The 21,895-nt window shown below is 73.7% G+C and carries 25 protein-coding genes; 16 read left to right on the top strand and 9 right to left on the bottom strand.

Annotated features, from left to right (window positions below; translation table 11 throughout):
* Nucleotides 1-1,844, top strand: a 1,844-nt coding sequence (locus tag FHL80_RS21330; RefSeq protein ID WP_138735357.1) for a D-alanyl-D-alanine carboxypeptidase family protein, incomplete at its 5' end; no start/stop codon positions are given.
* A 9-nt stretch (nt 1,845-1,853) separates the two neighbouring features.
* Here FHL80_RS21330 and FHL80_RS21335 read toward each other — a convergent pair.
* The 9 genes from FHL80_RS21335 to FHL80_RS21375 all read right to left on the bottom strand — a co-directional run bounded on the left by FHL80_RS21335 (nt 1,854) and on the right by FHL80_RS21375 (nt 9,043).
* Nucleotides 1,854-2,225 carry a dihydrofolate reductase family protein gene (locus FHL80_RS21335; protein WP_246078860.1) on the bottom strand — a complete coding sequence of 124 codons (372 nt, stop codon included), beginning with the start codon at nt 2,223-2,225 and terminating at the stop codon, nt 1,854-1,856.
* 122 nt (nt 2,226-2,347) lie between these two features.
* Nucleotides 2,348-3,103, bottom strand: coding sequence for a hypothetical protein (locus FHL80_RS21340; protein WP_138735358.1), 756 nt, complete (start codon nt 3,101-3,103; stop codon nt 2,348-2,350).
* Nucleotides 3,100-3,447 (bottom strand): hypothetical protein, encoded by a 348-nt coding sequence (locus tag FHL80_RS21345; protein WP_138735359.1) that lies wholly within the window; start codon nt 3,445-3,447, stop codon nt 3,100-3,102. The genes FHL80_RS21340 and FHL80_RS21345 overlap by 4 nt, the downstream gene beginning before the upstream one ends.
* Before the next feature lie 328 nt (nt 3,448-3,775).
* Entirely contained in the window at nt 3,776-4,915 is a 1,140-nt protein-coding gene (locus FHL80_RS21350) for a sigma-70 family RNA polymerase sigma factor (RefSeq protein WP_138735360.1), read from the bottom strand.
* A 114-nt stretch (nt 4,916-5,029) separates the two neighbouring features.
* Nucleotides 5,030-5,599: a hypothetical protein gene (locus tag FHL80_RS26490; RefSeq protein ID WP_246078861.1), complete on the bottom strand. Its 570-nt coding sequence runs from the start codon at nt 5,597-5,599 to the stop codon at nt 5,030-5,032.
* A 128-nt stretch (nt 5,600-5,727) separates the two neighbouring features.
* Nucleotides 5,728-5,991 carry a carbon storage regulator CsrA gene (csrA, locus tag FHL80_RS26830; protein WP_138735361.1) on the bottom strand — a complete coding sequence of 88 codons (264 nt, stop codon included), beginning with the start codon at nt 5,989-5,991 and terminating at the stop codon, nt 5,728-5,730.
* 148 nt (nt 5,992-6,139) lie between these two features.
* Complete coding sequence (locus FHL80_RS21365; RefSeq protein WP_138735362.1) at nt 6,140-7,048, bottom strand: flagellin N-terminal helical domain-containing protein; 909 nt, start codon at nt 7,046-7,048, stop codon at nt 6,140-6,142.
* Nucleotides 7,048-8,490 (bottom strand): flagellar hook-associated protein FlgK, encoded by a 1,443-nt coding sequence (gene flgK / locus FHL80_RS21370; RefSeq protein WP_138735363.1) that lies wholly within the window; start codon nt 8,488-8,490, stop codon nt 7,048-7,050. Before flgK ends, FHL80_RS21365 begins: the two co-directional genes overlap by 1 nt.
* A 40-nt stretch (nt 8,491-8,530) precedes the next feature.
* Nucleotides 8,531-9,043: a flagellar protein FlgN gene (locus tag FHL80_RS21375; RefSeq protein WP_246078862.1), complete on the bottom strand. Its 513-nt coding sequence runs from the start codon at nt 9,041-9,043 to the stop codon at nt 8,531-8,533.
* Between the two features lie 170 nt (nt 9,044-9,213).
* On the opposite strand from FHL80_RS21375, the gene FHL80_RS21380 reads away from it, so the two are divergent.
* The 15 genes from FHL80_RS21380 to FHL80_RS25775 form a co-directional block, all read left to right on the top strand.
* Complete coding sequence (locus FHL80_RS21380; RefSeq protein WP_138735364.1) at nt 9,214-10,146, top strand: sigma-70 family RNA polymerase sigma factor; 933 nt, start codon at nt 9,214-9,216, stop codon at nt 10,144-10,146.
* Between the two features lie 139 nt (nt 10,147-10,285).
* Nucleotides 10,286-11,428, top strand: a complete 1,143-nt coding sequence (locus FHL80_RS26835; protein ID WP_281283552.1) for a flagellin N-terminal helical domain-containing protein — start codon at nt 10,286-10,288, stop codon at nt 11,426-11,428.
* Nucleotides 11,429-11,523: 95 nt separating this feature from the next.
* The gene (fliD, locus tag FHL80_RS21390) at nt 11,524-12,945 is read left to right on the top strand and encodes a flagellar filament capping protein FliD (RefSeq protein WP_138735366.1); all 1,422 of its coding nucleotides are present in this window, start codon (nt 11,524-11,526) and stop codon (nt 12,943-12,945) included.
* Nucleotides 12,946-12,988: 43 nt separating this feature from the next.
* A complete protein-coding gene (gene fliS / locus FHL80_RS21395) occupies nt 12,989-13,375 on the top strand; it encodes a flagellar export chaperone FliS (protein WP_138735367.1) in 387 nt (128 codons plus the stop codon).
* Nucleotides 13,372-13,758, top strand: coding sequence for a hypothetical protein (locus tag FHL80_RS21400; protein WP_138735368.1), 387 nt, complete (start codon nt 13,372-13,374; stop codon nt 13,756-13,758). The genes fliS and FHL80_RS21400 overlap by 4 nt, the downstream gene beginning before the upstream one ends.
* 254 nt (nt 13,759-14,012) lie before the next feature.
* Nucleotides 14,013-14,360 (top strand): flagellar basal body rod protein FlgB, encoded by a 348-nt coding sequence (gene flgB / locus FHL80_RS21405; RefSeq protein ID WP_138735369.1) that lies wholly within the window; start codon nt 14,013-14,015, stop codon nt 14,358-14,360.
* 1 nt (nt 14,361) lies between these two features.
* The gene (flgC, locus tag FHL80_RS21410; RefSeq protein WP_138735370.1) at nt 14,362-14,766 is read left to right on the top strand and encodes a flagellar basal body rod protein FlgC; all 405 of its coding nucleotides are present in this window, start codon (nt 14,362-14,364) and stop codon (nt 14,764-14,766) included.
* Nucleotides 14,767-14,768: 2 nt separating this feature from the next.
* Entirely contained in the window at nt 14,769-15,128 is a 360-nt protein-coding gene (fliE, locus tag FHL80_RS21415) for a flagellar hook-basal body complex protein FliE (RefSeq protein WP_138735371.1), read from the top strand.
* Complete coding sequence (fliF, locus tag FHL80_RS21420) at nt 15,128-16,684, top strand: flagellar basal-body MS-ring/collar protein FliF (RefSeq protein ID WP_138735372.1); 1,557 nt, start codon at nt 15,128-15,130, stop codon at nt 16,682-16,684. Before fliE ends, fliF begins: the two co-directional genes overlap by 1 nt.
* A gap of 148 nt (nt 16,685-16,832) precedes the next feature.
* Complete coding sequence (gene fliG / locus FHL80_RS21425) at nt 16,833-17,906, top strand: flagellar motor switch protein FliG (protein WP_138735373.1); 1,074 nt, start codon at nt 16,833-16,835, stop codon at nt 17,904-17,906.
* Nucleotides 17,884-18,708 carry a FliH/SctL family protein gene (locus tag FHL80_RS21430; RefSeq protein ID WP_138735374.1) on the top strand — a complete coding sequence of 275 codons (825 nt, stop codon included), beginning with the start codon at nt 17,884-17,886 and terminating at the stop codon, nt 18,706-18,708. The genes fliG and FHL80_RS21430 overlap by 23 nt, the downstream gene beginning before the upstream one ends.
* Nucleotides 18,705-20,021 carry a FliI/YscN family ATPase gene (locus FHL80_RS21435; RefSeq protein WP_138735375.1) on the top strand — a complete coding sequence of 439 codons (1,317 nt, stop codon included), beginning with the start codon at nt 18,705-18,707 and terminating at the stop codon, nt 20,019-20,021. Before FHL80_RS21430 ends, FHL80_RS21435 begins: the two co-directional genes overlap by 4 nt.
* Entirely contained in the window at nt 20,018-20,473 is a 456-nt protein-coding gene (locus FHL80_RS21440) for a flagellar FliJ family protein (protein ID WP_138735376.1), read from the top strand. Before FHL80_RS21435 ends, FHL80_RS21440 begins: the two co-directional genes overlap by 4 nt.
* The gene (locus FHL80_RS21445; RefSeq protein ID WP_138735377.1) at nt 20,461-21,423 is read left to right on the top strand and encodes an NlpC/P60 family protein; all 963 of its coding nucleotides are present in this window, start codon (nt 20,461-20,463) and stop codon (nt 21,421-21,423) included. The genes FHL80_RS21440 and FHL80_RS21445 overlap by 13 nt, the downstream gene beginning before the upstream one ends.
* Nucleotides 21,420-21,895 (top strand): hypothetical protein (locus FHL80_RS25775; RefSeq protein WP_439331109.1); only part of this gene is annotated, 476 nt, incomplete at its 3' end. The genes FHL80_RS21445 and FHL80_RS25775, both read left to right, overlap by 4 nt.

Below are 21,895 nucleotides of genomic sequence, written 5' to 3' on the forward strand. Positions count from 1 at the left end.
CCCCCACCCCCCGTTCCGGTACGCCTCGTCCCAGCGCGCCCCGCTCCAGCACGGCCCGTCCCGGCACGGCCGCACGGCAGCAGCCGACCGCTGGTCGTCGTCCCGCCGCCCGGACCCGGGGATCGGCGCCACGGACCCGCACGCCGGGCGCCGGCGGGCCGTGGTGGCGGCGGCTGGCCGTCCTCGCCGGGTCGACGCTCGGGATCGTCACCGTGCTCGCCGCGCTCGCCCAGCCGCCGACCGAGGCCGGCCAGGTCCCCCGGACCACCGACGCCGCGGGACAGGCACAGCTGACCGCGGCGACGCTCGCCGACGCGACCGCCCGCTACCGCTCGGCACTGGCCGAGGCCACCGCCTTCGAGACGCAGGCACAGCAGGCCCGCGACGCCGGTGCCGCCGCGCTGACCGCGGTCGCCACCGACCGTGCCGCCGTCGGTGCGTACGCCGCGGCCGCCTACCGGCGCAGCGCCGAGGAGCGCTGGCCGCTCGGCCGGCTCTCGCTGACCTCCCCCGGCACCACCACCGACGTGCTGCACGCCCAGGGCCTGGCCGAGCGGCTGACCGACGCGCAGGACGCCCAGGTGGCCCGCGCCGCGACCGCGGCGGTGCACGCGGCCACGTACACCGACACGGCCCGGACCGCCGAGGCCGCGGCCGCCGCCGCCCGGCGGACGGCCGACGACGTGCTCGTCGGGACGCGCGAGCTGGTGGCCGGCCTCGCACCCTCCGTCAGCGCCCAGTGGGCCGGGCTGGCCACCAGCCCCACGTCCACGGGCCAGCAGGAGCGCAACGCCGCGGCCCTGTCCGACTGGCAGGACTACCTGGGCCAGCTCGCCGCCGGCGGCATCACCCCACCGCCGGCCACCACCGTGGCCGACCCCACCGACCTGCCCCGCGGGCTGGCTCCGCTGCGGGACGCATCCGGCGCTCCGGTCGCCGGGGTCGCCTCGACCTTCGTCGGCGGCCGCACGCTCACCGTGCTCCCCGCCGAGACCGTCGCCGCGGTCAGCGCCGCCTTCTCCCAGCTGGGCAAGCCGTACCTGGCCGGCCAGAGCGGTCCCGACGGCTACAGCTGCGGGGGCCTCACCTCCACCGCCTGGACCGCGGCCGGGGTCGGTCTGGGCAGCGGCCTGGCCGAGCAGTGGGCGGCGGGCACCCCGGTGGCGGTCGGCCAGCTGCAGGTCGGCGACCTGGTCTTCAGCACCGACCCGCGCAGCGGCCTGGACGACGTCGGGCTCTACCTCGGTGGCACCAGCGTGCTGTCCGCCTCCGCCGACCGGTGGCAGGTGGCGGTCCGGACCGTGACCGACCTGAGCACCGCCGTCCGGGTCACCGTCCCGGCGACGACGCCCGCCGACCCGCCCGTCACCGGCCCGGACCCGGCGACCTGCAGCGCCCCGCTGCCCTCCCCCGGCTCGGCCACCGGTCCGGTCGACGGCGCCTGGGGCGGTTGGTCCAACGGCCGGGTCCCGGCCGACCAGCTGTGCTCCCTCGGCGGCGGTCACCGGTTGCGCTGCGACGCAGCAGCTGCCTACAACGCGATGTCGGCGGCCTACGCGGCGGCGTTCGGCAGCCCGCTGTGCATCACCGACTCCTACCGGTCGCTGGACGCCCAGGTCGACGCCCACCACCGCAAGCCGGCGATCACCGCGGTGCCCGGGACCTCCAACCACGGCTGGGGCCTGGCGGTCGACCTGTGCGGCGGCATCAACGTGTTCGGGACGGCCCAGACCGCGTGGATGCAGGTCAACGCGGCGCACTACGGCTGGGTGCACCCGGAATGGGCGCAGGCCGGCGGGCAGAACCCGGAACCGTGGCACTGGGAGTACGGCAGCCTCACCTGAGGCGGGCGGTCAGGCCCAGCTGAGCACGGCAGGCACGGGTGTTGGACGGGTCCAGCTCCTGCCCGAGGGCCGGGCCGCGCCTGCGGGGGTCAGCACGAACACCGGCGCGTGGTACGGCGGTTCGGGGCCCCACCACCCGGTCCACTCCTCATCCCAGTCCCCGCGGATCGGGCCGAACATGTTCCGCCCCATCACGTACGCGCCCCGCGGGCGCATGAGCCACCCGTTCGCGACCTCGTCGGCATCGTTGGCTCGCGGGTCGCCGATGTGCCAGCCGTGCAGCTCACGCCCCCGCTTGCCCAGGGGGTCCTCGCGGCTCTGGTCCGGCCCGGCGACGAAGCCGTCCAGCGAGATCGACATGTGGCAGGTGGTGTCCGGCACCGCAACCTCCTGAGTGACTGCGACCTGCAGACGGTCGTGCGGACCGTAGCGGGTGCCGGCGACCGCACGTGCTGCTCAGCGCGCTGGAGGTGGACCCATCGCGTCACCCTCGGCTGCCGCGGTCAGGCCCAGCCGAGGTCGGCGAGCTCCCGCCACGGGATCGTCGCGCTGGCGTCGGCGGCCTCGGCCACCAGCCGGCGGGCGACCGGTGCGTCCGCGCAGGCGACCGGCCGGCGCGGGGTGACCACCACGTGCGGGTCGCGCAGCCGCAGACCCCGGTCGGCCATGCCGGCGAGCACGGCCTCAGGACGCACCAGCACGGCCGTGTCGACGCCGGGCTGCGCGGAGGTCCACAACCCCACGGGGCCGGCCATCCGCAGCTGCCCCTCGACCCCGGCCGCGCGGCCGAGCGCCTGGGACCGGGTCTGGTGCACCGCCGGCAGGGTGGCTGTGCGGGAGGGGCGCCAGGGCACCAGGAACTCGTCCCGGAGCAGGACCACCCGCCAGCCCACCGTGGTCTGCCGGGCGTCGGTCCAGTCGAGCACGGCGATCCCGCCGGCGGCGGCCAGCTGGTCGGGCACCGGCCGCCGGGCGACCCAGGCTGCGAGCGCGGTGGTCACCCCTTCCGGGGTGGCGGGCACCCGGGCGCGGGTCATCTCCACGGCGAGCTCGCCGAGCAGCACCCGGGTGCCGCGGCCGGCCTCGTCGAGCACCAGCATCGGCCCGCGGACGCCGTCCAGCACGTCCAGCTGCAGCAGCGGGTCGAGCCCGGCGGCGCTGAGCCGGGGAACCGCGGCGCGGACGTCGGCCACCCGCACCTCCGACCGGTCCAGTCGTCGGAACAGCCCGGCCGGGGCGCCGAACAGTGCACCCGTCACGCGCTGCGCCCGCCGGTCAGTGCCCCCCGGGCGACGTCCGCCAGGTCCGAGAGGGAGAGCACGCTCGCCAGCTCGACCGCCGACAGCCGGACCGGGACGACGTCCTCGCCCCAGCCGGTGGCCCGGCGGACCCGGGCGGTCGGCGCCGGCCAGACGACCTCGCGGGCCGCGGCGACGTGCAGTTCGGTGAGCACCTCGGCGAGGTGGACGGCGGCGACCGGGTGCACGGGTCCGCCGGCGAGCGCGTCCGTGATGGCCCGCTCCAGCTCGTGTCGGTCAGCGGCGCTGAGCCAGTGCGGCACCAGGACTGCTTGGGCCGGGTCCGACAGCGGCGGCAGGCTCATGCCCGTCCCGCCCGGCGGCGGGCGGCCGGCAGCACCGGTGTCCGCGGCGGGGCCGGGGACGGAGCCGGGGACGCAGCCCCCGGGCGGCTCCCCGCGGGGCGGCGAGGACTCTCCGGTGCGGTCACGAGGAGTACATCGGCAGGTGGGAGGCCCGGTGGACCCGGCTGCGGCGGCTTTTCCGCGCCGTCCCGCGACCCCGGACGCACGACGGCCCGCCGTCGTCCCCGGTTGCACGGGGACGACGACGGGCCAGGTGACGTGCTGGGACGGCCGCCCTTCAGGGGCCCGCGCCGAGCGTGCGAGGCGTGGGGGGAAGGGTGGTCCTTGTTCAGCCGCCGAGCTCGGCGAGCCGCTCCTTGAGGGCGCGCTCGGCGCGGTCGGCGTGCACGTTCATGTTCCGCACCGAGGTGTTCAGGTCCGCCGACATCTGGGTCTTGGTCTGCCCACCCCAGGTGGTCAGGTACCAGGTGGCCCAGCCCAGCACGTTCGGCTGGGCGGCGCGCTGGTCGCGGCGCGCAGTCGGGTCCGGGGCGCAGGCAGCGGTCAGGGCGTGCGAGAGCAGGGTCTGCTCCGCCTCCCCCATGATCTCGTCGGGCACCTCGGCGCTGTCCGGGACGACGAACTCCACCGCGTCCGCGCCGCCGTCCAGGGACTGTAGGTTGCGCAGCCCGTTCAGCGTGGCGACGGTCTGGGAGTTGCGGCGCAGCGTGGCGACGCTCTGCCCCATGTAGGCGGCGAGCTCCTTCTCGCTGGGCCGGCGCTGGTGCTCGGCGGTGAAGGTGGCGATCGCCTTCTGCTGCTTGTTCTCGGTGTCGGCGGCGGTCCGGCCGTAGGCGTTGCGCCCCAGGTCGTGCACCCACTTGGACAGCTGGGTGGCGAGGTAGGCGCCGAAGGGCACCGACTTGGTCTCGTCGTAGGTCGAGACGGCCTTGAGCACCCACTCGGCCACCTGCTGGTCGATGTCGTCGTTGTCCGGCAGGTGCAGCCGGATCGTCGACATGTTGCGCTGCAGGCGCTTGAGGCTCACCCGGCAGTAGTGCCGGCACAGGTCGGACAGGAACGCCGCGGGCAGGTCCCGCGGTGCGCGGCGACGGACGCCGGTCTCCGGCCGGAGCCCGACCGTGCCGTAGCCCCCGGCGGCGCACCAGCTGCGGACCAGCGCGGCCAGGGGCTCCGCGGAGCCGGGCTCACCGTCGACGCGGTACAGGCCGTCGCCCTCGTCGTAGGTGACCGTGACCCCGGCCGGCAGGGCCGCGCGGAACTCGCCCAGCGGCAGCTCGCGGTCGGTGCGGAAGTGCACCCGGTCGCGGGGGGTGATCGGCGCGAGCGCCCACCCCTCGGCCTCGAGGAGGCCGCCGAAGACCAGCGGCTCGCGGTTGCGGCGTTCCTCGGCGGCGGCCTGGGCGGCGGTCCGCCCGGTCGTCCCGGTCGGGTCGATGGGCTGTGCGACGGCGATGTTGTCAGACACCGGTCCTCCTGGGGGAAGTGCAGGCGGGCATGGTGGGTACGGGGACCGGCGCATCGGGGCAGTGCCCCCTGGGGTGGCCGGGTGGAGCGCCGGCAGCGGGGCCGGCGGAGCAGCTCAGACGAGGACGGGGGCGCCGCGCCGAGCGGCGGAGGAGCTCGCGCCGGCCAGGTCGACGGGCGTGCGCGGCGAGGGGATCCGCGGCGCGGCGGTGCGCAGGCGGGCGGTGTCGGCGGCCTCCAGGACGCCGGCGGCCGCGGCTCGCTCGGCCTCGCTGGGCTCACCCACGTAGACCGGCATGTAGTCGTACAGGTCGGTGAACAGACCGTCGACGAAGGCGTAGGCGGCCTGCGCCTGGTCGGAGAACTTGGCGATCAGCTCGCGGGGGCCGAGCTCGACACCGACGGTGACCCGGACGACGCGGTCGTCGCCGCTCAGCCCGGTCAGGGCGAAGGGGACCGTGTCGTGCCGCAGCGCCAGCGCCGACAGCGCGGCGAGGCAGCGGCGGGTGGAGGACCGGCGGGGGCGCAGCTGGACGTGCACCACCACCGTCTCCGGGAAGACGGACGCGGGGCACACCGGCTCGAGCGCGTCGGTGCCGACGGCGTCGACGAGCCCGTCGACGGTCGTGTCGACCCGGAGGTCCACACCATCGGCCGGACCGGATGCGAGTGCGCTGAGTTCCATCGTGTTCTCCCCCTGTAACGGTGGCGCTGTGGGGAGAGACTTGCGCAGGATCGATCCGGCCGACGGCGAGACTCGCCGTCCTGTTACCAGTGAGACAGACGAGTCGAGCGGTTATTGAGCCGTATTGGTCACGGTGTTGTCACATCTTGCTGAGTAACTCGGTCCGACCCTGGTGCGAATGCTGCCAAGGCGGCCATCGCGTCGGCAGCGACCTCGGCCGCGAGGCTGTTGGCCTCGGTGATCTGCCGGTAGACCTCCTCGCGGTGGATGGTCACCTCGCGAGGGGCCTTGAAGCCGAGCCGCACGGTGCCGCCGCGCACCTCGACGACGTAGACCTCGATGTCCTCGCCGATCCGGATGCTCTCGCCGACGCCGCGGGTGAGTGTGAGCATGGGGAACCCCTCCATGGGTTGTGTGTCGCCATCCGTGGCACCCGCCGGTCGGCGGGGTCAGGGGCGGCGCTCCGTCGCAGGACGGAGCGGCTGCCCCCTGTCGTTCTCGGCAGGCGTCATGCCCGCCGGGAGGTCCGATGACCCCTGATCAGCGCAGGAAGTCCAGCAGGGTGGGCTGCAGCACCTGCGCCGTCACCTGGAGCGCCGCCTGGTAGCTGACCTGCTGCGCCTGCATGTTCATGATCGTCTTGGGCAGGTCGACGTTCTCGGTGGCCCCCAGCTGCGCCGACAGCGTCAGCGACCGGGACGCGTTGGTCGAGGCGGCCTTGTCCATCCGCTGCGCCCGGGTGCCGACGTCCGCCGTCGCCGTGGTCATCCGGCTGATCGCGTCGTCGAGGGCGGCGAGGTCGCTGGTCAGCCCGGCCTGGTCCCGGCCGGCGGCGTGGGTGGCGATGTCCTGCACCACGGCGAACAGGTCACGGCCGGCGGCCGGGTCCCCGAACGCCTCGACCCCGGTGATGTCGACCCGGATCGTCTCGGTGTCCGAGACGCGCCGGTTCACCGGGACGACGGGGATGCCACCGGTGCCGCCGACGCCGACGTAGGCACCGGTGGGGTCGTAGGCCTCGGTCCCCGACGTGGCGCCGCCGAACAACGGCCGGCCCGCGATGACCTGGTTCGCCTGCCCGAGCATGCTCTCCCGCAGCCCCGCCACCTGGGCCGACACGGCCTGCGCCGACTCCAGGGAGCTCGCGCCGCCGTTGAGCGCCTGCACGGTGAGGTCCCGGACCTCCCGCGTCTGGGCGAGCATGTCCTGCAGCGCGGTGTCGGTGGCCTCCAGCACCCCCGTCCCGTCGGTGATGTTGCGAGCCTGCTGCTCGTTGTCGGCGATGCTGCGCCGGGTGAGCATCGAGGTGTTGGTACCCGTCGGGGAGTCCGACGGCCGGCTGATCGTCGTGCCCGAGGTCAGCTGCTGCTGCAGCTTGTCCAGGGCAGCCAGGTTGCTGTTCAGCCCGAGCAGGCTGTTCTGGGTGATGGCGCGCTGGGTGATCCTCATCAGGAGACGCCCATCCGGTTGATCAGGACGTCGAGCGTCTCGTCGATCGCGGTGATCATGCGGGCCGCCGCCGAGTAGGCGTGCTGGAACTGCAGCATGTTGGTCATCTCCTCGTCGATGCTCACCCCGGAGACCGACATCCGGGCCGAGTCGACCTGGGTGCTGATGACGTCCTGCGCGGTCAGGTTCCCCGTCGCGACCGACGCCTGGACCCCCAGGCCGACGATCATCTTGCGGTAGACGCTGTCCGCGCTGCCCACGGCCGAGCCCAGGGTGGCCACCGCGTCGGCGTTGAGGCTGTCGCCGGAGGCGGTCCCGCCCGCGGCGGTCCTCGACAGGGACGCGGCGGCCAGCTTGTCCGGGTCGCTGATCCGCAGCCGGATGTTGGCTGCGGTGACCGTGCCCGGGGTGACGGCGTCGGTGCCGGTGCCGGTGCCGTCGTCGAGCAGCGGCCCACCGGCCACGCCGGCGAGGTCGAAGCCGGCCTGGTGCGCGGTGTTCAGCTGGGTCACCAGCTGCTGGGCGACGCCGTCGATCATCGTCCGGTACTGCGGGATCGTGGTGGTCATCGCGGTCAGCCCGCCCTCGGCGGTGCCGCCGGGCTTGACCGTCGTCCCGCCAGGGTCGGTCACCATCCGCGGCGGGTCGGTCGCGCCGGCGGCCGGGTCGGTGCCGCCGGCGAGCGCGAGGGAGATCGTCGTGCTCCCGGACACCAGGGTGACGCCGCCGAGGTTGACCGTCACGGTCCCGTCGGCCTCGCTGGTGGAGGTCGCGCCGGTCTGCTGGGCGACCTTCAGCACCAGCGCGTCACGCTTGTCGGAGAGCTCGTTGGTCGGCAGCCCGGCCTGCCCGGCCTGCTTGATCGACCGGTTGAGGGTCGCGATCGAGATCGCCGCGGCGTTCACGTCGTCGACGAGCACGCCCAGGTCGTCGAGGTCCTGCGACCACTGGGCGTCCAGCGTGGAGCTGATGGTGTGCAGGTTCGCCACCACGGTCTGGGTGGTCTGCAGCACCGCCGTCCGCGCTCCCCCGCCGTTGGCGGCCGTGGTGTTGTTGGTGACGTCGCCCCAGGCGGACCACATCCTCGACAGCTGCGCCTGCAGGCCCTCGTCCCCGGGCTCGTGGAAGGCGTCCTCGATCTGGTTGAGCGTGGTCTGCCGGACCGTCATGGAGGCGGTGGTGGCGTGCTCGGCCTGGGCGCGGCTCTCCATGAACGCGTCGCGGATCCGGATGACGGAGTCCCCGTCGACGCCCTGACCGATGCCGGAGCTGGTCGAGAAGACCGCCGGCACGGTCGACGCGGAGACCGACTTCAGGTCGACCCGCTGCCGGGAGTAGCCGTCGGTGTTGACGTTCGCGATGTTCTGACCGGTCACGTCCATCGCGCGCTGCGAGGCGAACAGCGCCGAGGACGCCGCGGTCAGCCCTGAGAAGGTGCTCACTGCCCTGCCCCTGTGGTGTCGTCGGAGGTCCTGCGGTGGGTCACAGCGCGCCGTCCAGGGTCACCGAGCGGTAGGCGTTGCCGGCCGCCCGGCCGCTGTGGGTGTAGGTGCCGGCCGACGGCGTCCGGGCGCTGGTCAGCGCGTCGCTGATCGCCGAGAGCCCGCCCTCGAGCATCTCCCGGTTGGCGTCGGAGAGCCCGCGCAGCTCGGTCACCAGGACCAGCAGGCTCTCGTGGTGCTTGGCGTACAGGTCCGACCACGGGGCCGGCGCGGAGTCGGCGAGCTGGCGCAGCGAGGGGTTGGCGTCCATGCCGAGCCGGCCGGCGATCTGCTCGGTCGCCGCCGCCCGCTCCACCTCCAGCGTGCGCAGCTGCTCGAGCACCACCTCGATCTCGTGGGCGATGCGCGCCAGCCAGCGCGTCTTCCCCGACAGGATGAGGTACTGCTTCTCCTCGGCCTTGAACAGCAGCAGGTCGAGCAGTTCCTGCTCCCGCCACAGCAGGGTCGACAGGTGCTGGTGGTCCATCCCCGGCCCCTCCCTCGTCGTCTGCACTCGCAGCTCCCCGCCGGTCGGCGGGTGCTCGTCGAGGGACCCATCGGCACCTCCCCCCGGCCGGTCAAGCCGAGATCTCCAGGACCCGGGCCCGACGTGCCGATCAGGGGTCGCACAGAAATCGGCCCGGGCGGGTCCCGAACCGGCTGGACCCCGCCGAGAAGGACCACGTGAGCCCAGTCCGCACCCTCGTTGACGAGCGCCCGCCCACCGACGTGGACGCGCTGGTGACCACGCACCTGCCGCTGGCCCAGTTCGCGGTGAACGCGGTGGCCTCGCGGATCTCGCTGCCCAGCCACGTCAGCAGGGACGACCTGCTCTCCTGCGCCCACGTGGCCCTGGTCGAGGTGGCGCGGCGCTTCGACCCCGACGCCGGCGCGACGTTCTCCACCTACGCCCTCCCCCGCCTGCAGGGCGCGGTCCTCGACGAGCTCCGCTCCGGCGACTGGGCCAGCCGCTCAGTGCGGGCCGCGGCCCGGCGCACCGACGCCGCGGCGGACGCCCTCACCATCCGGCTGGGCCGCCCGCCGACCCGGGAGGAGCTGGCGGAGACCCTGGGGGTGCCGCGCAGCGAGCTGGACACGCTGCAGGTCGACGTCCACCGGGCCGTGATGATCAGCATCGACGCCGACTCGGGCACCGAGGGCGGCTCGCTCGACCTCCCGGCCACCGGTGACTCGCCCGAGCGTGCGCTGCTGCGCGGCGAGCGGGCCCGGCACCTGCAGGAGGCGATCCGGGCCCTGCCCGACCGGCTCGACGAGGTGGTCGAGCGCAACTTCTTCGGCGACGAGTCGCTCACCGACATCGCCGACAGCTTCGGCGTCACCCTCTCCCGGGTCTCCCAGATGCGCGCCCGCGCGCTGACCCTGCTGCACGCGGCCATGAGCGAGATCTGGGAGGGCCGGTCGGTGAGCGCCGACGGCGGCGTGCGGGCGCGCAACCAGCAACGTGCCTACGTCGACCGGGTGGTCGCCCAGCAGACCGCCGCCCGCACCGCCGCCCTCCCCTCGTCGCTGCCCGCGCCGGCCCCGCGCCCGCCGCGCCGGCCGGCCTGGCAGCTGCCCGAACCCGCGGGTGCCCCGGGCGCCGCCCGACCCGCCTGAGGGAGACCGGCGCAGAAAGTTCTCCGGTTCGGGTCAAGTCCCCACCCGACCCAGCCGTTACCAGTGAGGCAACGCCCCGCAGCACGGATGCAGCGGGAATCACCAGGAAGCCCCGATTCCACGGAGGAACACCATGGGCATGAGCGTCAACACCAACATCTCGGCGATGAACGCCTACCGCAACCTCTCGTCGACCAACAACTCGATGAGCAAGTCGCTGGAGCGGCTCTCCTCCGGCTTCCGGATCAACCGGGCGGCCGACGACGCGGCGGGGCTGGCCATCTCCGAGGGCCTGCGTTCCCAGATCGGCGGCATCACCCAGGCCGTCCGCAACACCCAGGACGGCGTCAGCGTCGTGCAGACGGCGGAAGGCGGCCTGAACGAGACCACCTCGATCCTCCAGCGCATGCGTGACCTGGCCGTGCAGTCCGCCAACGACAGCAACGACACGAACTCCCGCGCCGCCATCGACGCCGAGGGCAAGGCGCTGCAGTCGGAGCTGACCCGGATCGCCGACAAGACGACGTTCAACAACATCAACCTGTTGAACGGCGACTTCACGGGCAAGAGCTTCCAGGTCGGCTACGCCTCCGGCGACACCATCAACGTCGACATCACGTCCAAGGGCGTCTCGCCGGCCGACATCACCTTCGCCAACGGTGGTGCGACCCTTGCCGATGGAAAGGCGACGTTCACGGTCGGCAGCAACCCGGCCGTCACCACGGGCGACCTGACCGCGAGCACGGACGCCAACGACATCGCCGACCAGCTCAACGCCGATGGCAACTTCGCGGCGGCGTTCACCGCGTCCGTGGACAAGAACACCGGCGGCCTGGTCGTCACGTCCAAGGACGCGACCAAGGCCGGCACGCTGGCCGTCGGTGGGACGCTGACTGTGACCACGGATGCGGAGGACCCGATCACCCGTGACGGCACGGCAGCCACCGGGGGCTTCTCGGCCACCGACCTCGGGGTCAACCTCGTCGACCTGACGAGCAAGGCGGGGGCGACGTCAGCGATCACCAAGATCGACAACGCCATCAAGGCGGTCTCCACTGCCCGCGCCAACCTCGGTGCGCTGCAGAACCGGTTCGAGCACACCATCAACAACCTGAACACCACGAACGAGAACCTGACGGCTTCGGAGTCCCGGATCCGCGACACGGACATGGCCCAGGAGATGACCAACTTCACGCGTACCCAGGTCCTCACCCAGGCCGGTACGTCGATGCTGGCCCAGGCCAACCAGTCCACCCAGAGCATCCTCAAGCTCCTGGGCTGAGTCGGGTAGCACCACCCCGCACCACCCGCTGAGGGGGGAGGCCCCGGCCTCCCCCCTCAGTTCGTGCACCACCCCGACGAAGGAAGCGAGTTCACATGAGCGGCGTGAGCCTGTCCACCGGCCTGGCATCCGGGACGGACTACAGCACCCTGATCACCCAGCTGATGGAGATCGAGGCGCAGCCGCAGACGCTCCTCAGGAACCAGCTGTCGGCAGCTCAGGACCAGGCCAAGGACCTGCGTCGGGTCAACACCAACTTCGCGGCGCTCGCCAGCGCGGCCAAAGCGCTCACCGTCGCGTCCGCGTGGACGGCCGCCAAGGCCACCAGCTCCTCCTCCGCCGTCACCGCCACCGCCGCCACCGGTGCCGCGGCCGGCTCCCTCACCTTCTCCGTCGACCAGCTGGCCAGCCCCCACACGCTGGTCAGCGGTCAGAACTGGTCCAAGGCCACCGACTCCTTCGGGCTGGGCTCGCCGCTCACGGTGAAGAACACGACCGACGGCACCACCAAGGACATCACGCTCACCGACACCGACGCCGACGGCACGGTGACCCTGACCGAGGCGGTGACCTCGATCAACAAGGCTGGCGCCGGCGTCACCGCCAGCGCGGTCAACACCGGCTCGGGCTACCGGCTCCAGCTGACCTCCACCGCGACCGGCAAGGCCAGCGACTTCTCGGTCAGCTCGGCGAGCATGCCGGTGGGCACCTTCTCGGTGCTCTCCCAGGCGCAGAACGCGCAGATCACCGTCGGCGGGACCAGCACCAACGCCTACAAGGTGACCTCGTCGAGCAACACCTTCACCGGCGTGCTCGACGGCACCTCGTTCACCGTGGGCGCGACCACCCCCTCGGCGACGCTCACCGTGGCCAGCGACCCGAGCGCCGCCGTGGCCGCCGTCCAGGCGCTGGTCACCGCGGCCAACAACGTGCTCACCACGATCGACTCGGTGACCGACACCACGTCCGGCTCCGACGCCTCGCTCAAGGGCAACTGGTCGCTCACCAACATGGCCGGGAACGTGCTCAACGCCGTCTCCAGCGCTGTCGCGGTGGGCGGCAAGAACTCCTCGGCCGGGTCGCTCGGGCTGACGCTGACCAACGGGGGCACGCTGAAGTTCGACGCCACCGTCTTACAGACGAAGCTGGCGGAGAACCCGGCGCTGGTGCAGCAGGTCTTCGGCGGCGCCGTGGGCGCCGGCACCGACCTGATCGCCGGCACCGTCGACGACACGCTCGTCACCGACGGGGTCGCGGCCCGGCTGCAGCGACTGGCCACCCAGGCGAGCGACTCGGTCAACGGCAGCATCACGAGCCTGGCCAAGGGGAAGGACACCCGGGCCGGCGACCTGGAGGACCAGATCGCCAGCTGGGACCTGCGGCTCGCCTCGCGCAAGGCGACGCTCACCGCGCAGTACACCGCGCTGGAGACGGCGCTCGGCAAGCTGCAGAACCAGTCGACCTGGCTCACCTCGCAGATCAAGCAGCTCCCCAGCTGGTCCTCGTCCGACTCCTGAGTCCTGACCTCCGCCGACTCCCCTCCCCAGGAGAACTCCCCCGATGAGCACTGCCTCCCTCCGCGCCCGCTACCTCGGCGACTCGGTCGCCACCGCGTCACCGCAGCAGCTCCTGGTGATGCTCTACGACCGGCTCGCCCTCGACCTGCAGCGCGGCGAGGCCGCCCTGACCGCCGGCAACCGGGAGGCGGCGCACGGGCAGCTCATGCACGCGCAGGAGATCGTCCTGGAGCTCCGGGCGAGCCTGCGGGTGGAGATCTGGGACGGCGGCCCCCGGCTGGCCGCGCTGTACACCTGGCTGCTCGACGAGCTGATCCAGGCCAACATCAGGGGCGACGTGCGCCGGGTCGGCGACTGCCGCCGGATCGTCGAACCGCTGCGCGACGCCTGGCAGCAGGCCGCCGTGGAGTGTGCGGGGAGCCCGGTGTGACCGGCGAGCCGCCCCGTCCCCGGGGCGGCCGCAGCCGGGTCGGCGACTTCCCCACCCTCGTGGAGGAGGCCCGGGCGTGGCCGGCCGTGCTCGAGGCCCTCGAGGGCGACGTGTACGAGGCGGAGGAGACCCTCGCCCGCGGCCGGGCCGACGAGATCGCGGCCTGGGGCCGGCGGAGCACCGACTGGATCCCGCCGAGCAACCTCGGCCCGCTGCCCGACGACCTCCGGGAGCGCGCCACGCGGCTCCTGCAGCACCAGCTCGCGGTGGCCGAGCAGCTCGTCGAGCGGATCACGCAGTCCCAGAAGCAGCGCAACGTCGCCGCCCGGATGTCCTACGCCCCCACCCGCCCGGTCGCCTCGTACGTCGACCGCGCCATGTGAGCCCCGGAGCCACTCCCCTCCCGTCCCCGGGCCGAAGCACACGCTTCGGCCCGGGGACGGTTGCGTTTCGTCACGGACGCTGCGGGCGAGACCCAGCCGGTCACGATGGCCCGCCGGGCTGCCGATGACCTGAGGGCACGGAGTGCACCACCCCGCCACGGATCGGCGGACCCCCACCCGCAGGCACCTCCTGCGGGTGCGTCCCGCCGTACTCGGAGGTAATCCGTGCTCCGTCGCTCCCCCACGCGCGCCCGGTGATCACCGACACGACCATGACCGCGCTGCACGCCGCCCTGACCGGGCTGCAGCAGCGGGCCGACGTGACCGCCGACAACATCGCCAACGTCGACACCCCGGGCTTCCTCGCCTCCCGCGTCAGCTTCGAGTCGACGCTGCGGAACGAGCTGGCCAACGGGCAGACGCCGACGGTCACGCAGAGCCCGGTCGACCAGTCGATGGACCCGACCAACACCAACGGCAACAACGTCAACCTCGACACCGAGACGACGATCGCCACCGAGACCGGCCTGCGCTACCAGCTGGCCCTCAACGCGCTGGACGGCAAGTACAGCCTGCTGCGCTCGGCACTGAGGACGTCCTGACGTGAGCACCTTCGACGCGCTGCGGATCTCCGGGTCCGGGCTCTACGCCAACCGGAAGTGGATGGACGCCGTCTCGGACAACCTGGCCAACATCAACACCGCCACCTCCACCGACCAGGCCGCCTTCCAGGAACGGATGATCGTGGTCCAGGCCGCCGACTACGGCTCCGGCCAGGGCGGCGTCCAGGTGGCCGGCGCGCAGTTCGGCAGCGCCGAGGGCCGGCTGGTCTACGAGCCGGACAACGCCCTCGCCGACGGCGACGGCTACGTCCGCTACCCCGACATCGATATGGGCGACCAGATGACCCAGTTGATCCAGGCCCAGCGCAGCTACCAGGCGAACCTGTCCTCCATCGACCGCGCCACCGACGCCTACCGCGCGGCGCTCCAGCTCGGGAAGGGCTGACCATGACCTCGCCGATCAGCGGCATCACCTCCGCGATGTCCGGCGTCCCCGGACTCGGGGCGCTGTCCGGGGTCGGCGACGTCGCCGGCACCGCGGCGACCACCGGCACCGCGGCGACCACCGGGACCGCATCGACCTCCGGCGCGGACTTCGCCTCGATCCTGGCCAGCTCGGTCGACCAGCTGCAGGGGATGCACTCGACCACCGACGCGCTGGCGACCCAGGCCGCCACCGGCGACCTCAACGACGTGACCGACTACATGATCGCCAGCAACGAGGCGAAGTTGGCCACCGACACCGTGGTGACGCTGAAGAACCAGGCGGTGTCCGCCTTCACTGAGATCATGAGGATGAACGTCTGATGCCTGCCGCCCTCGCCGGCCCGCTGGCCAAGGCCCGCTCGCTGCTGTCGACGATCAGCATCGGCCAGAAGATCGTCATCGGCCTGCTGGTCGCCGGGCTGGTGCTGGGCGGCTTCGTCTTCTACCGCTGGATCACCGCGCCGACCCTGTCGCCGCTGTTCTCCAACCTCGCCTCGGCCGACGCCTCGGCGATCGTCGAGGAGCTCACCACCGAGGGCGTCCCCTACGAGCTCGCCGACGGCGGACAGACGATCATGGTGGCCCAGGACAAGGTCTCCGGCCTGCGGCTCACCATGAGCGGCCTGGGCCTGCCGGCCGACAACGAGTCCGGCTACGCGCTGCTGGACGAGCAGGGCATCACCACCAGCGAGTTCCAGCAGCAGGTGTCCTACCAGCGCGCCCTGGAGGGCGAGCTGGCCAACACCCTCAAGGCGCTGGACGGCGTCAACGAGGCGGTGGTGCACATCGCGCTGCCCAAGGACGAGGTCTTTGCCACCGACGAGGGCAAGCCGACCGCCTCGGTGCTGCTGGACCTGGCGCCGGGCACGTCCCTGTCCGGTGAGCAGATCCAGGCGGTCACCCACCTGGTGTCCTCCAGCATCGAGAAGATGGACCCGGCCGACGTGACCGTCGCCGACTCGACCGGCGCCGTGCTGTCCGCGGCCGGCGAGGGCGCGACCGCGGGCACCGGGGACGCACAGGCCCAGGCCGAGCAGGCCTACGAGGCCCGGCTGGCCGCCAACGCGCAGCAGATCCTCGACCGGGTCGCCGGCCCGAACAACGCCGTGGTGACCGTGCGGGCGGACCTCAACTTCGACAAGGTCGACACCACCGCCGAGTCCTACGACTACACCGCGGGCACCCCGCCGATCTCCGAGAGCACCACCACCGAGGGCTACACCGGCGCCAACGGCGCCACCGGCGGCGTGCTGGGCGCGGAGACCCCGACCACGGGCGGGACCGGGGACTCGACCTACGACAAGTCCTCGACCACCGCCAACAACGCCGTCGGCAAGACGGTGACGACGACGGAGGGCGCGGTCGGCACCGTCGACCGGCTCACGGTGTCGGTCGCCATGGACAGCGCGACCGCCGGCGGGGTCGACCCGGTCCAGCTGCAGAACCTGGTGAGCAACGCCGTCGGGCTGGACACCGCCCGCGGCGACGCGATCACGGTCGCGCAGATGGCGTTCGACCAGACCGCCGCGAAGCAGGCCGCGGCCGACCTCGCGGCCGCCCGGGCCGCCGAGAAGAGCGCGCAGATGTGGTCGCTGGTCAAGACCGGCGGCATCGCGCTCGGCATCGCGCTGCTGGTGCTCGTCGTCTGGCTGCGCTCGCGGCGCAACCGGGAAGAGTACGAGGAGTTCGAGGACGAGGAGCCGGACTTCGAGCCGATCCAGGTCGAGAGCGTCCGCGACCCGGCGCTCGACGACCGGGCCCACCAGATCGCCGTGGCGCAGCGGGAGAAGGTCCGCGGCGAGATCTCCGAGATGGTCAGCGACCGCCCCGACGAGGTCGCCACCATGCTGCGCGGCTGGTTCGCCGACGCGAAGTGAACGACCGCCGGTGGCGGGTCGGGTCCTCTGCACCACGGGACCCGGCCCGCCACCGGCGTCTCGTGGTCGCAGTGCCCGACCGGCCCGGGGACTGCCGATGGTGGAGGAGGAGGGCGCCGACCGCGCCCCTGAGCCAGAGGAGTGAGCAGTGAGCCTCGCCAGCGTCGAACAGCTCGTCGGGGCGGCACCGACCTCGGTCATGCCCGTCGTCGTGGCCCGCAAGGAGCTGCCCGGCCTGCGCAAGGCGGCGGTGTTCCTGGCCCAGCTGTCCAAGGAGGAGGCCGGCGCCGTGCTGGCGCAGCTGCGCCCCTCCGAGGTGGAGAAGCTCACCAGCGAGCTGATGCGCCTGCAGGGGGTGGACGGCGCCGACGTCGACGACGTGCTCAGCGAGTTCCACTCCCTGATGCAGGCCCGTCGCTTCGTCGGCACCGGTGGCGTCGAGTTCGCCCGCGAGGTGCTGGCCGCGGGCCTCGGCGAGGAGAAGGCCGACGGCATCCTGTCCCGGCTCAACGTGGTCTACACCGAGCTGCCGTTCGCCTCGCTGCGCAACAGCGACGTCCGCCAGCTGGTCACCTTCCTCAAGGACGAGCACCCGCAGGTCATCGCGCTGGTGCTGGCGCACCTCCCGGCGCCGCAGTCGGCCGAGGTGCTGTCGGGCTTCCCGCCGGACCAGCAGGCCGACGTCGCCTACCGGATCGCGGTCATGGACCGCACCTCGCCGGAGATGGTCCGGATGGTCGAGGAGGAGCTGGGCCGCCGGATGGGCTCGCTGCTCGCCTACCAGGACATGGCCACCGTCGGCGGCGTCGAGACCCTCGTGGAGATCATCAACCGCTCCTCCCGGCCCACCGAGCGCTCCATCCTGGAGTGGCTGGAGGGCAGCGACCCGGAGCTGGCCGAGCGGATCCGCTCGCAGATGTTCGTGTTCGAGGACATCGTCACCATCGACGACCGGTCGCTCCAGCTGGTGCTGCGCGATGTCGAGGCCAACGACCTGGCCACCGCGCTCAAGGGCGTCCGCCCGGACGTCCGGGACAAGGTTGTCCGCAACCTGTCCGAGCGCGCCGGGGAGAACCTCCTCGAGGAGATGGAGCTCATGGGCCCGGTGCGCGCCCGCACCGTCGAGGAGTCCCAGGCCAAGATCGTCGCCGTCATCCGCACGCTCGAGGAGCAGGGTGCGCTGACCATCTCGCGGGGCGGTGAGGACGATTTCGTCGCGTGAGTCGCTGCTCCTGCGCGGGGCATCGGCCGCCGACGCGGTCCCCTACCAGCGGGCCACCGACGGCTCGCCCACCTGGGGCCGCCGCTCCGGACGCCGCAGCGAGCAGCCGGTGGACGCCGCTCCTCCGGTCCCGCCGCCCGCTCCTGCTCCTGCCCCCCGCGCTCCCGTGGTGTTCGACGTCGCGACCACCCGCGGCGACACGGGCACCGCCGGCCCGGCCGGCGTCCGGCTGGGCGACGTCTACGCCGGGCAGCTGGAGCGGCTCCGCGAGGAGGCCCGGCGCGAGGGCTGGGCCGCCGGCCACGCCGAGGGCCTGGTCGCCGCGGGGCAGGTCGTCGCCGCCGCCGAGCGCGCCGCCGAGCAGCGGCTCGCCGACGTGCAGGCCCGCTGGGCGCGCCGGCTGGCCTCCGCGACGGCCGCGATGGGCGCGGCGGTCGAGCGCCTGGACGCCTGCGCGGCCCCCGTCGTCGACGACCTGCGGGACAGCGTCCTCGACGCGGTCGTGCTGCTCGTGGGCGACCTGCTCGGGCGCGAGGTCGCCACCGCCGACGCCAACGGGCTCGACGCCCTCCGCCGGGCGCTCACCCTCTGCCCGACCGACGTCCCGGTCGTCGTCCGGCTGCACCCCGACGACCTGGCCGAGGTGCCCGCGGCCGCGCTCGCCCAGCTGCCGGCCTCGGTCACCGTGGTCGCCGACGAGGCCGTGGAGCGCGCCGGGGCGCTGGCCGAGGCCGGCAGCGTCCGGGTGGACGCCCAGCTGACCAGCGCCCTGGAACGGGTGCTGGAGGTGCTGCGCTCGTGACCCGCGTGCTCTCCCCGGCCGTCCTCGGCCGCGCCCGGTCCGCGGCCCGCCCGCAGCTGACCGGCATCGTCACCGGCGCGATGGGCCTGACCCTGAGCGTGGAGGGCGTCACCGCCGCCGTCGGCGACCTGGTCGAGGTCTCCCCCGGCCAGCGCCCGCTGCTCGCCGAGGTGGTCGCGGTCCACCGCGAACGGCTCACCTGCATGCCGCTGGGCGACCTGTCCGGCATCCGGTCGGGCACCCCGGTCCGGCCCACCGGCCGCCCCCTGCAGGTGCCGGTCGGCGAGGCCCTCCTCGGCCGGGTGCTCGACGGGCTCGGCCGGCCGCTGGACGGCGGACCGCCGCTCGGCAGCCGGGTCTCCTACGTCGACCTGACCAGCGAGACGCCCAATGCGCTCACCCGGGCGCGGGTCAGCCGCCCGCTGGCCACCGGGGTGCGCGCGCTGGACACCCTGGTGCCGGTCGGCCGCGGTCAGCGGCTGGGCATCTTCGCCGGCTCCGGCGTCGGCAAGTCCACCCTGCTGTCCCAGATCACCCGCGGCACCGACGCCGACATCCGGGTCATCGGGCTGATCGGCGAGCGTGGCCGTGAGGTCCGCGAGTTCATCGAGGAGGACCTCGGCCCCGAGGGGCTCGCGCAGTCCGTCGTCGTCGTCGCCACCTCCGACGAGCCGCCGCTGGTCCGGCTCAAGGCCGCGTTCGTCGCCACCCGGATCGCCGAGGCCTTCCGCGACCAGGGCCGCGACGTGCTGCTGATGATGGACTCGATCACCCGCACGGCGATGGCCCAGCGCGAGGTCGGGCTGTCCGCCGGCGAGCCACCGGCCACCCGGGGCTACCCGCCGAGCGTCTTCGCGATGCTGCCCAAGCTGCTGGAGAAGGCCGGCACCAGCACGGCCGGGTCGATCACCGGGCTGTACACCGTGCTGGTCGACGGCGACGACCACAACGAGCCCATCGCCGACACCGCCCGCTCGATCCTGGACGGGCACGTCGTGCTGACCCGCAAGCTGGCGACCGCCGGCCACTTCCCGGCGATCGACGTCCTGGAGTCGATCTCCCGGGTGGCCACGGCGGTCGTGCCCGGCGCGCAGATGACCGACGCCCGGGAGCTCCGGCGGATGCTCGGCGCGCTGCGCGACGTCCGGGAGCTGATCGAGATCGGTGCCTACCAGACCGGCACCGACCAGCTCGTCGACCGCGCCCGCCGGCTGGTGCCCGACATCGACGCCTTCCTGCGGCAGTCCACCGCCGAGTCGACGCCGCTGCCCGAGGCGTGGGCCCGGCTGCACGCGATCATCACGGCCGCGTGAAGCAGGCACCCTTCCGCCTCGAGCCGGTCCTCCGGCTCCGCCGCACCGAGGAACGCGCCGCCGGGCTGGCCGCGGCCGCGGCCGCCCGCGAGGCCACCGAGGCCGCGGAGCGGGCCGAGCAGCAGGCGCAGGAGCTGTCCACCCGGACCCCACCCGGCGGGCTCGACGGCCGGGCGTTCATCGCGGCGATGGTCGCATCGACCACCGCGGCTGCCGATGTGTCAGCTGCACGGGCACTCGCCGTGGCCCAGGCCGAGCAGGCCGAGCTGGTCCGCGTGCGCTGGACCGAGGCCGCCCAGCGCACCAAGGGCCTGGAGCGGCTGCGCGAGCGGCACGTGGCCGCACTGCAGGCGGCGGCCGACGTGGCCGAGGCCCGGGTGGTCGACGACCTGGTCACCCGACGACACGGCACGGACCGACGGCGAGAGGAGGAGGGGACATGGACGGACTGAGCGCGGTGCAGAGCCGGATCAGCGAGATCCAGACCCGGTTCCTCATCGCCCCGCCGACGACGACCAGCTCGGCCTGGTCGACCGCCGCCGCCTCTGCCGGGCTGACCGGCACCGCTGCGGCGTCCTCCTCGACGGCGCGCCCGGCCTCGGCCGGCGACAGCGGCTCGGCCGTGGTCCAGGCGGCGCAGGGATACCTCGGCGTCCCCTACGCGTGGGGCGGCACCGACCCGAGCACCGGCTTCGACTGCTCCGGGCTGGTCCAGCAGGTCTACTCCGACCTGGGCATCGACCTTCCCCGCACCTCCTCGCAGCAGGCCACCTCCGGCCGCGCGGTCGCCTCGCTGGCCGAGGCCCAGCCCGGTGACCTGGTGTTCTACGACTACTCGTCCTCCCGCCCCGGCATCGACCACGTGGGCATCTACGTCGGCGACGGGAAGATGATCGCCGCGCCGCAGGAGGGCGAGGTGGTCGAGGTCCAGGACGTGGGCAGCCCGACCGTCATCCGCCGCGTGCTGCCGGACGCGAGCAGCGCCGCGGGGACCACGGGCAGCCGCACCGCCGGCGGCCTCGCCGGCGTCCCCTACGCCGACCTGTTCACCCAGGCCGGCAGCCGCTACGGCGTCGACCCGGCGGTGCTCGCGGGCATGGCGAAGACGGAGTCCGACTTCTCCAGCTCGGCCGTCTCGCCCGCCGGCGCCCGGGGGCTCATGCAGTTCATGCCCGCCACCGCCGCCGGCCTCGGCGTCGACACCAGCGACGCAGCCTCCTCGATCGACGGCGCGGCCCGCTACCTGGGCCAGCTGACCGAGCAGTTCGGCTCCACCGAGCTCGCCCTGGCCGCCTACAACGCCGGCCCCGGCACGGTGCGGCGCTACGGCGGCGTCCCGCCCTACGGCGAGACCCAGTCCTACGTCCAGAAGGTGACCAGCGCCGCGGAGGCCTACCGATGACAGCTCCCAGCCTCCTGGCCGCGGCCCCGGCGACGCCGGCCGGCACCGGCTCTCCCGGCACGGCTGCCGCGGGCCCCGCCGAGTCCTCGCCGGCCTTCGCCAGCGCCCTGGACGACGCCCTCACCGGCAGCGGCACCCCCGACCGGGACGCGGGTCAGGCGGTCGCCGGCGACGAGCCCGCCGCCGACGACCCCGGCGCGGACGCCGCCGTCGCGGGCCCGGTCGTGCCGGTGCAGCCGGGCCTGTGGGCGTTGCTCAACGTCGCCCAGCCGGTGTCCGTCGCCCCGTCCGGCGCCCCCATCCCGGGGCCGGCCACGCCTCCCGCCGCGGCTGCGGTGGCGGCGGCCGCTGTCCCGGCGGCGGGCTCCCCGGCACCGGCCGCGGCGCCCCCTGCCGCGCCGGCCACCGCGCCGGGCGCCGAGATCCTCCCCGCCGCCGGCGCACCGGCTCCGGCGGCCACCCCGTCGACCGC

The sequence above is a fragment of the Modestobacter excelsi genome (genome assembly GCF_005930495.1).
Taxonomy (GTDB): Bacteria; Actinomycetota; Actinomycetes; order Mycobacteriales; family Geodermatophilaceae; genus Modestobacter; species Modestobacter excelsi.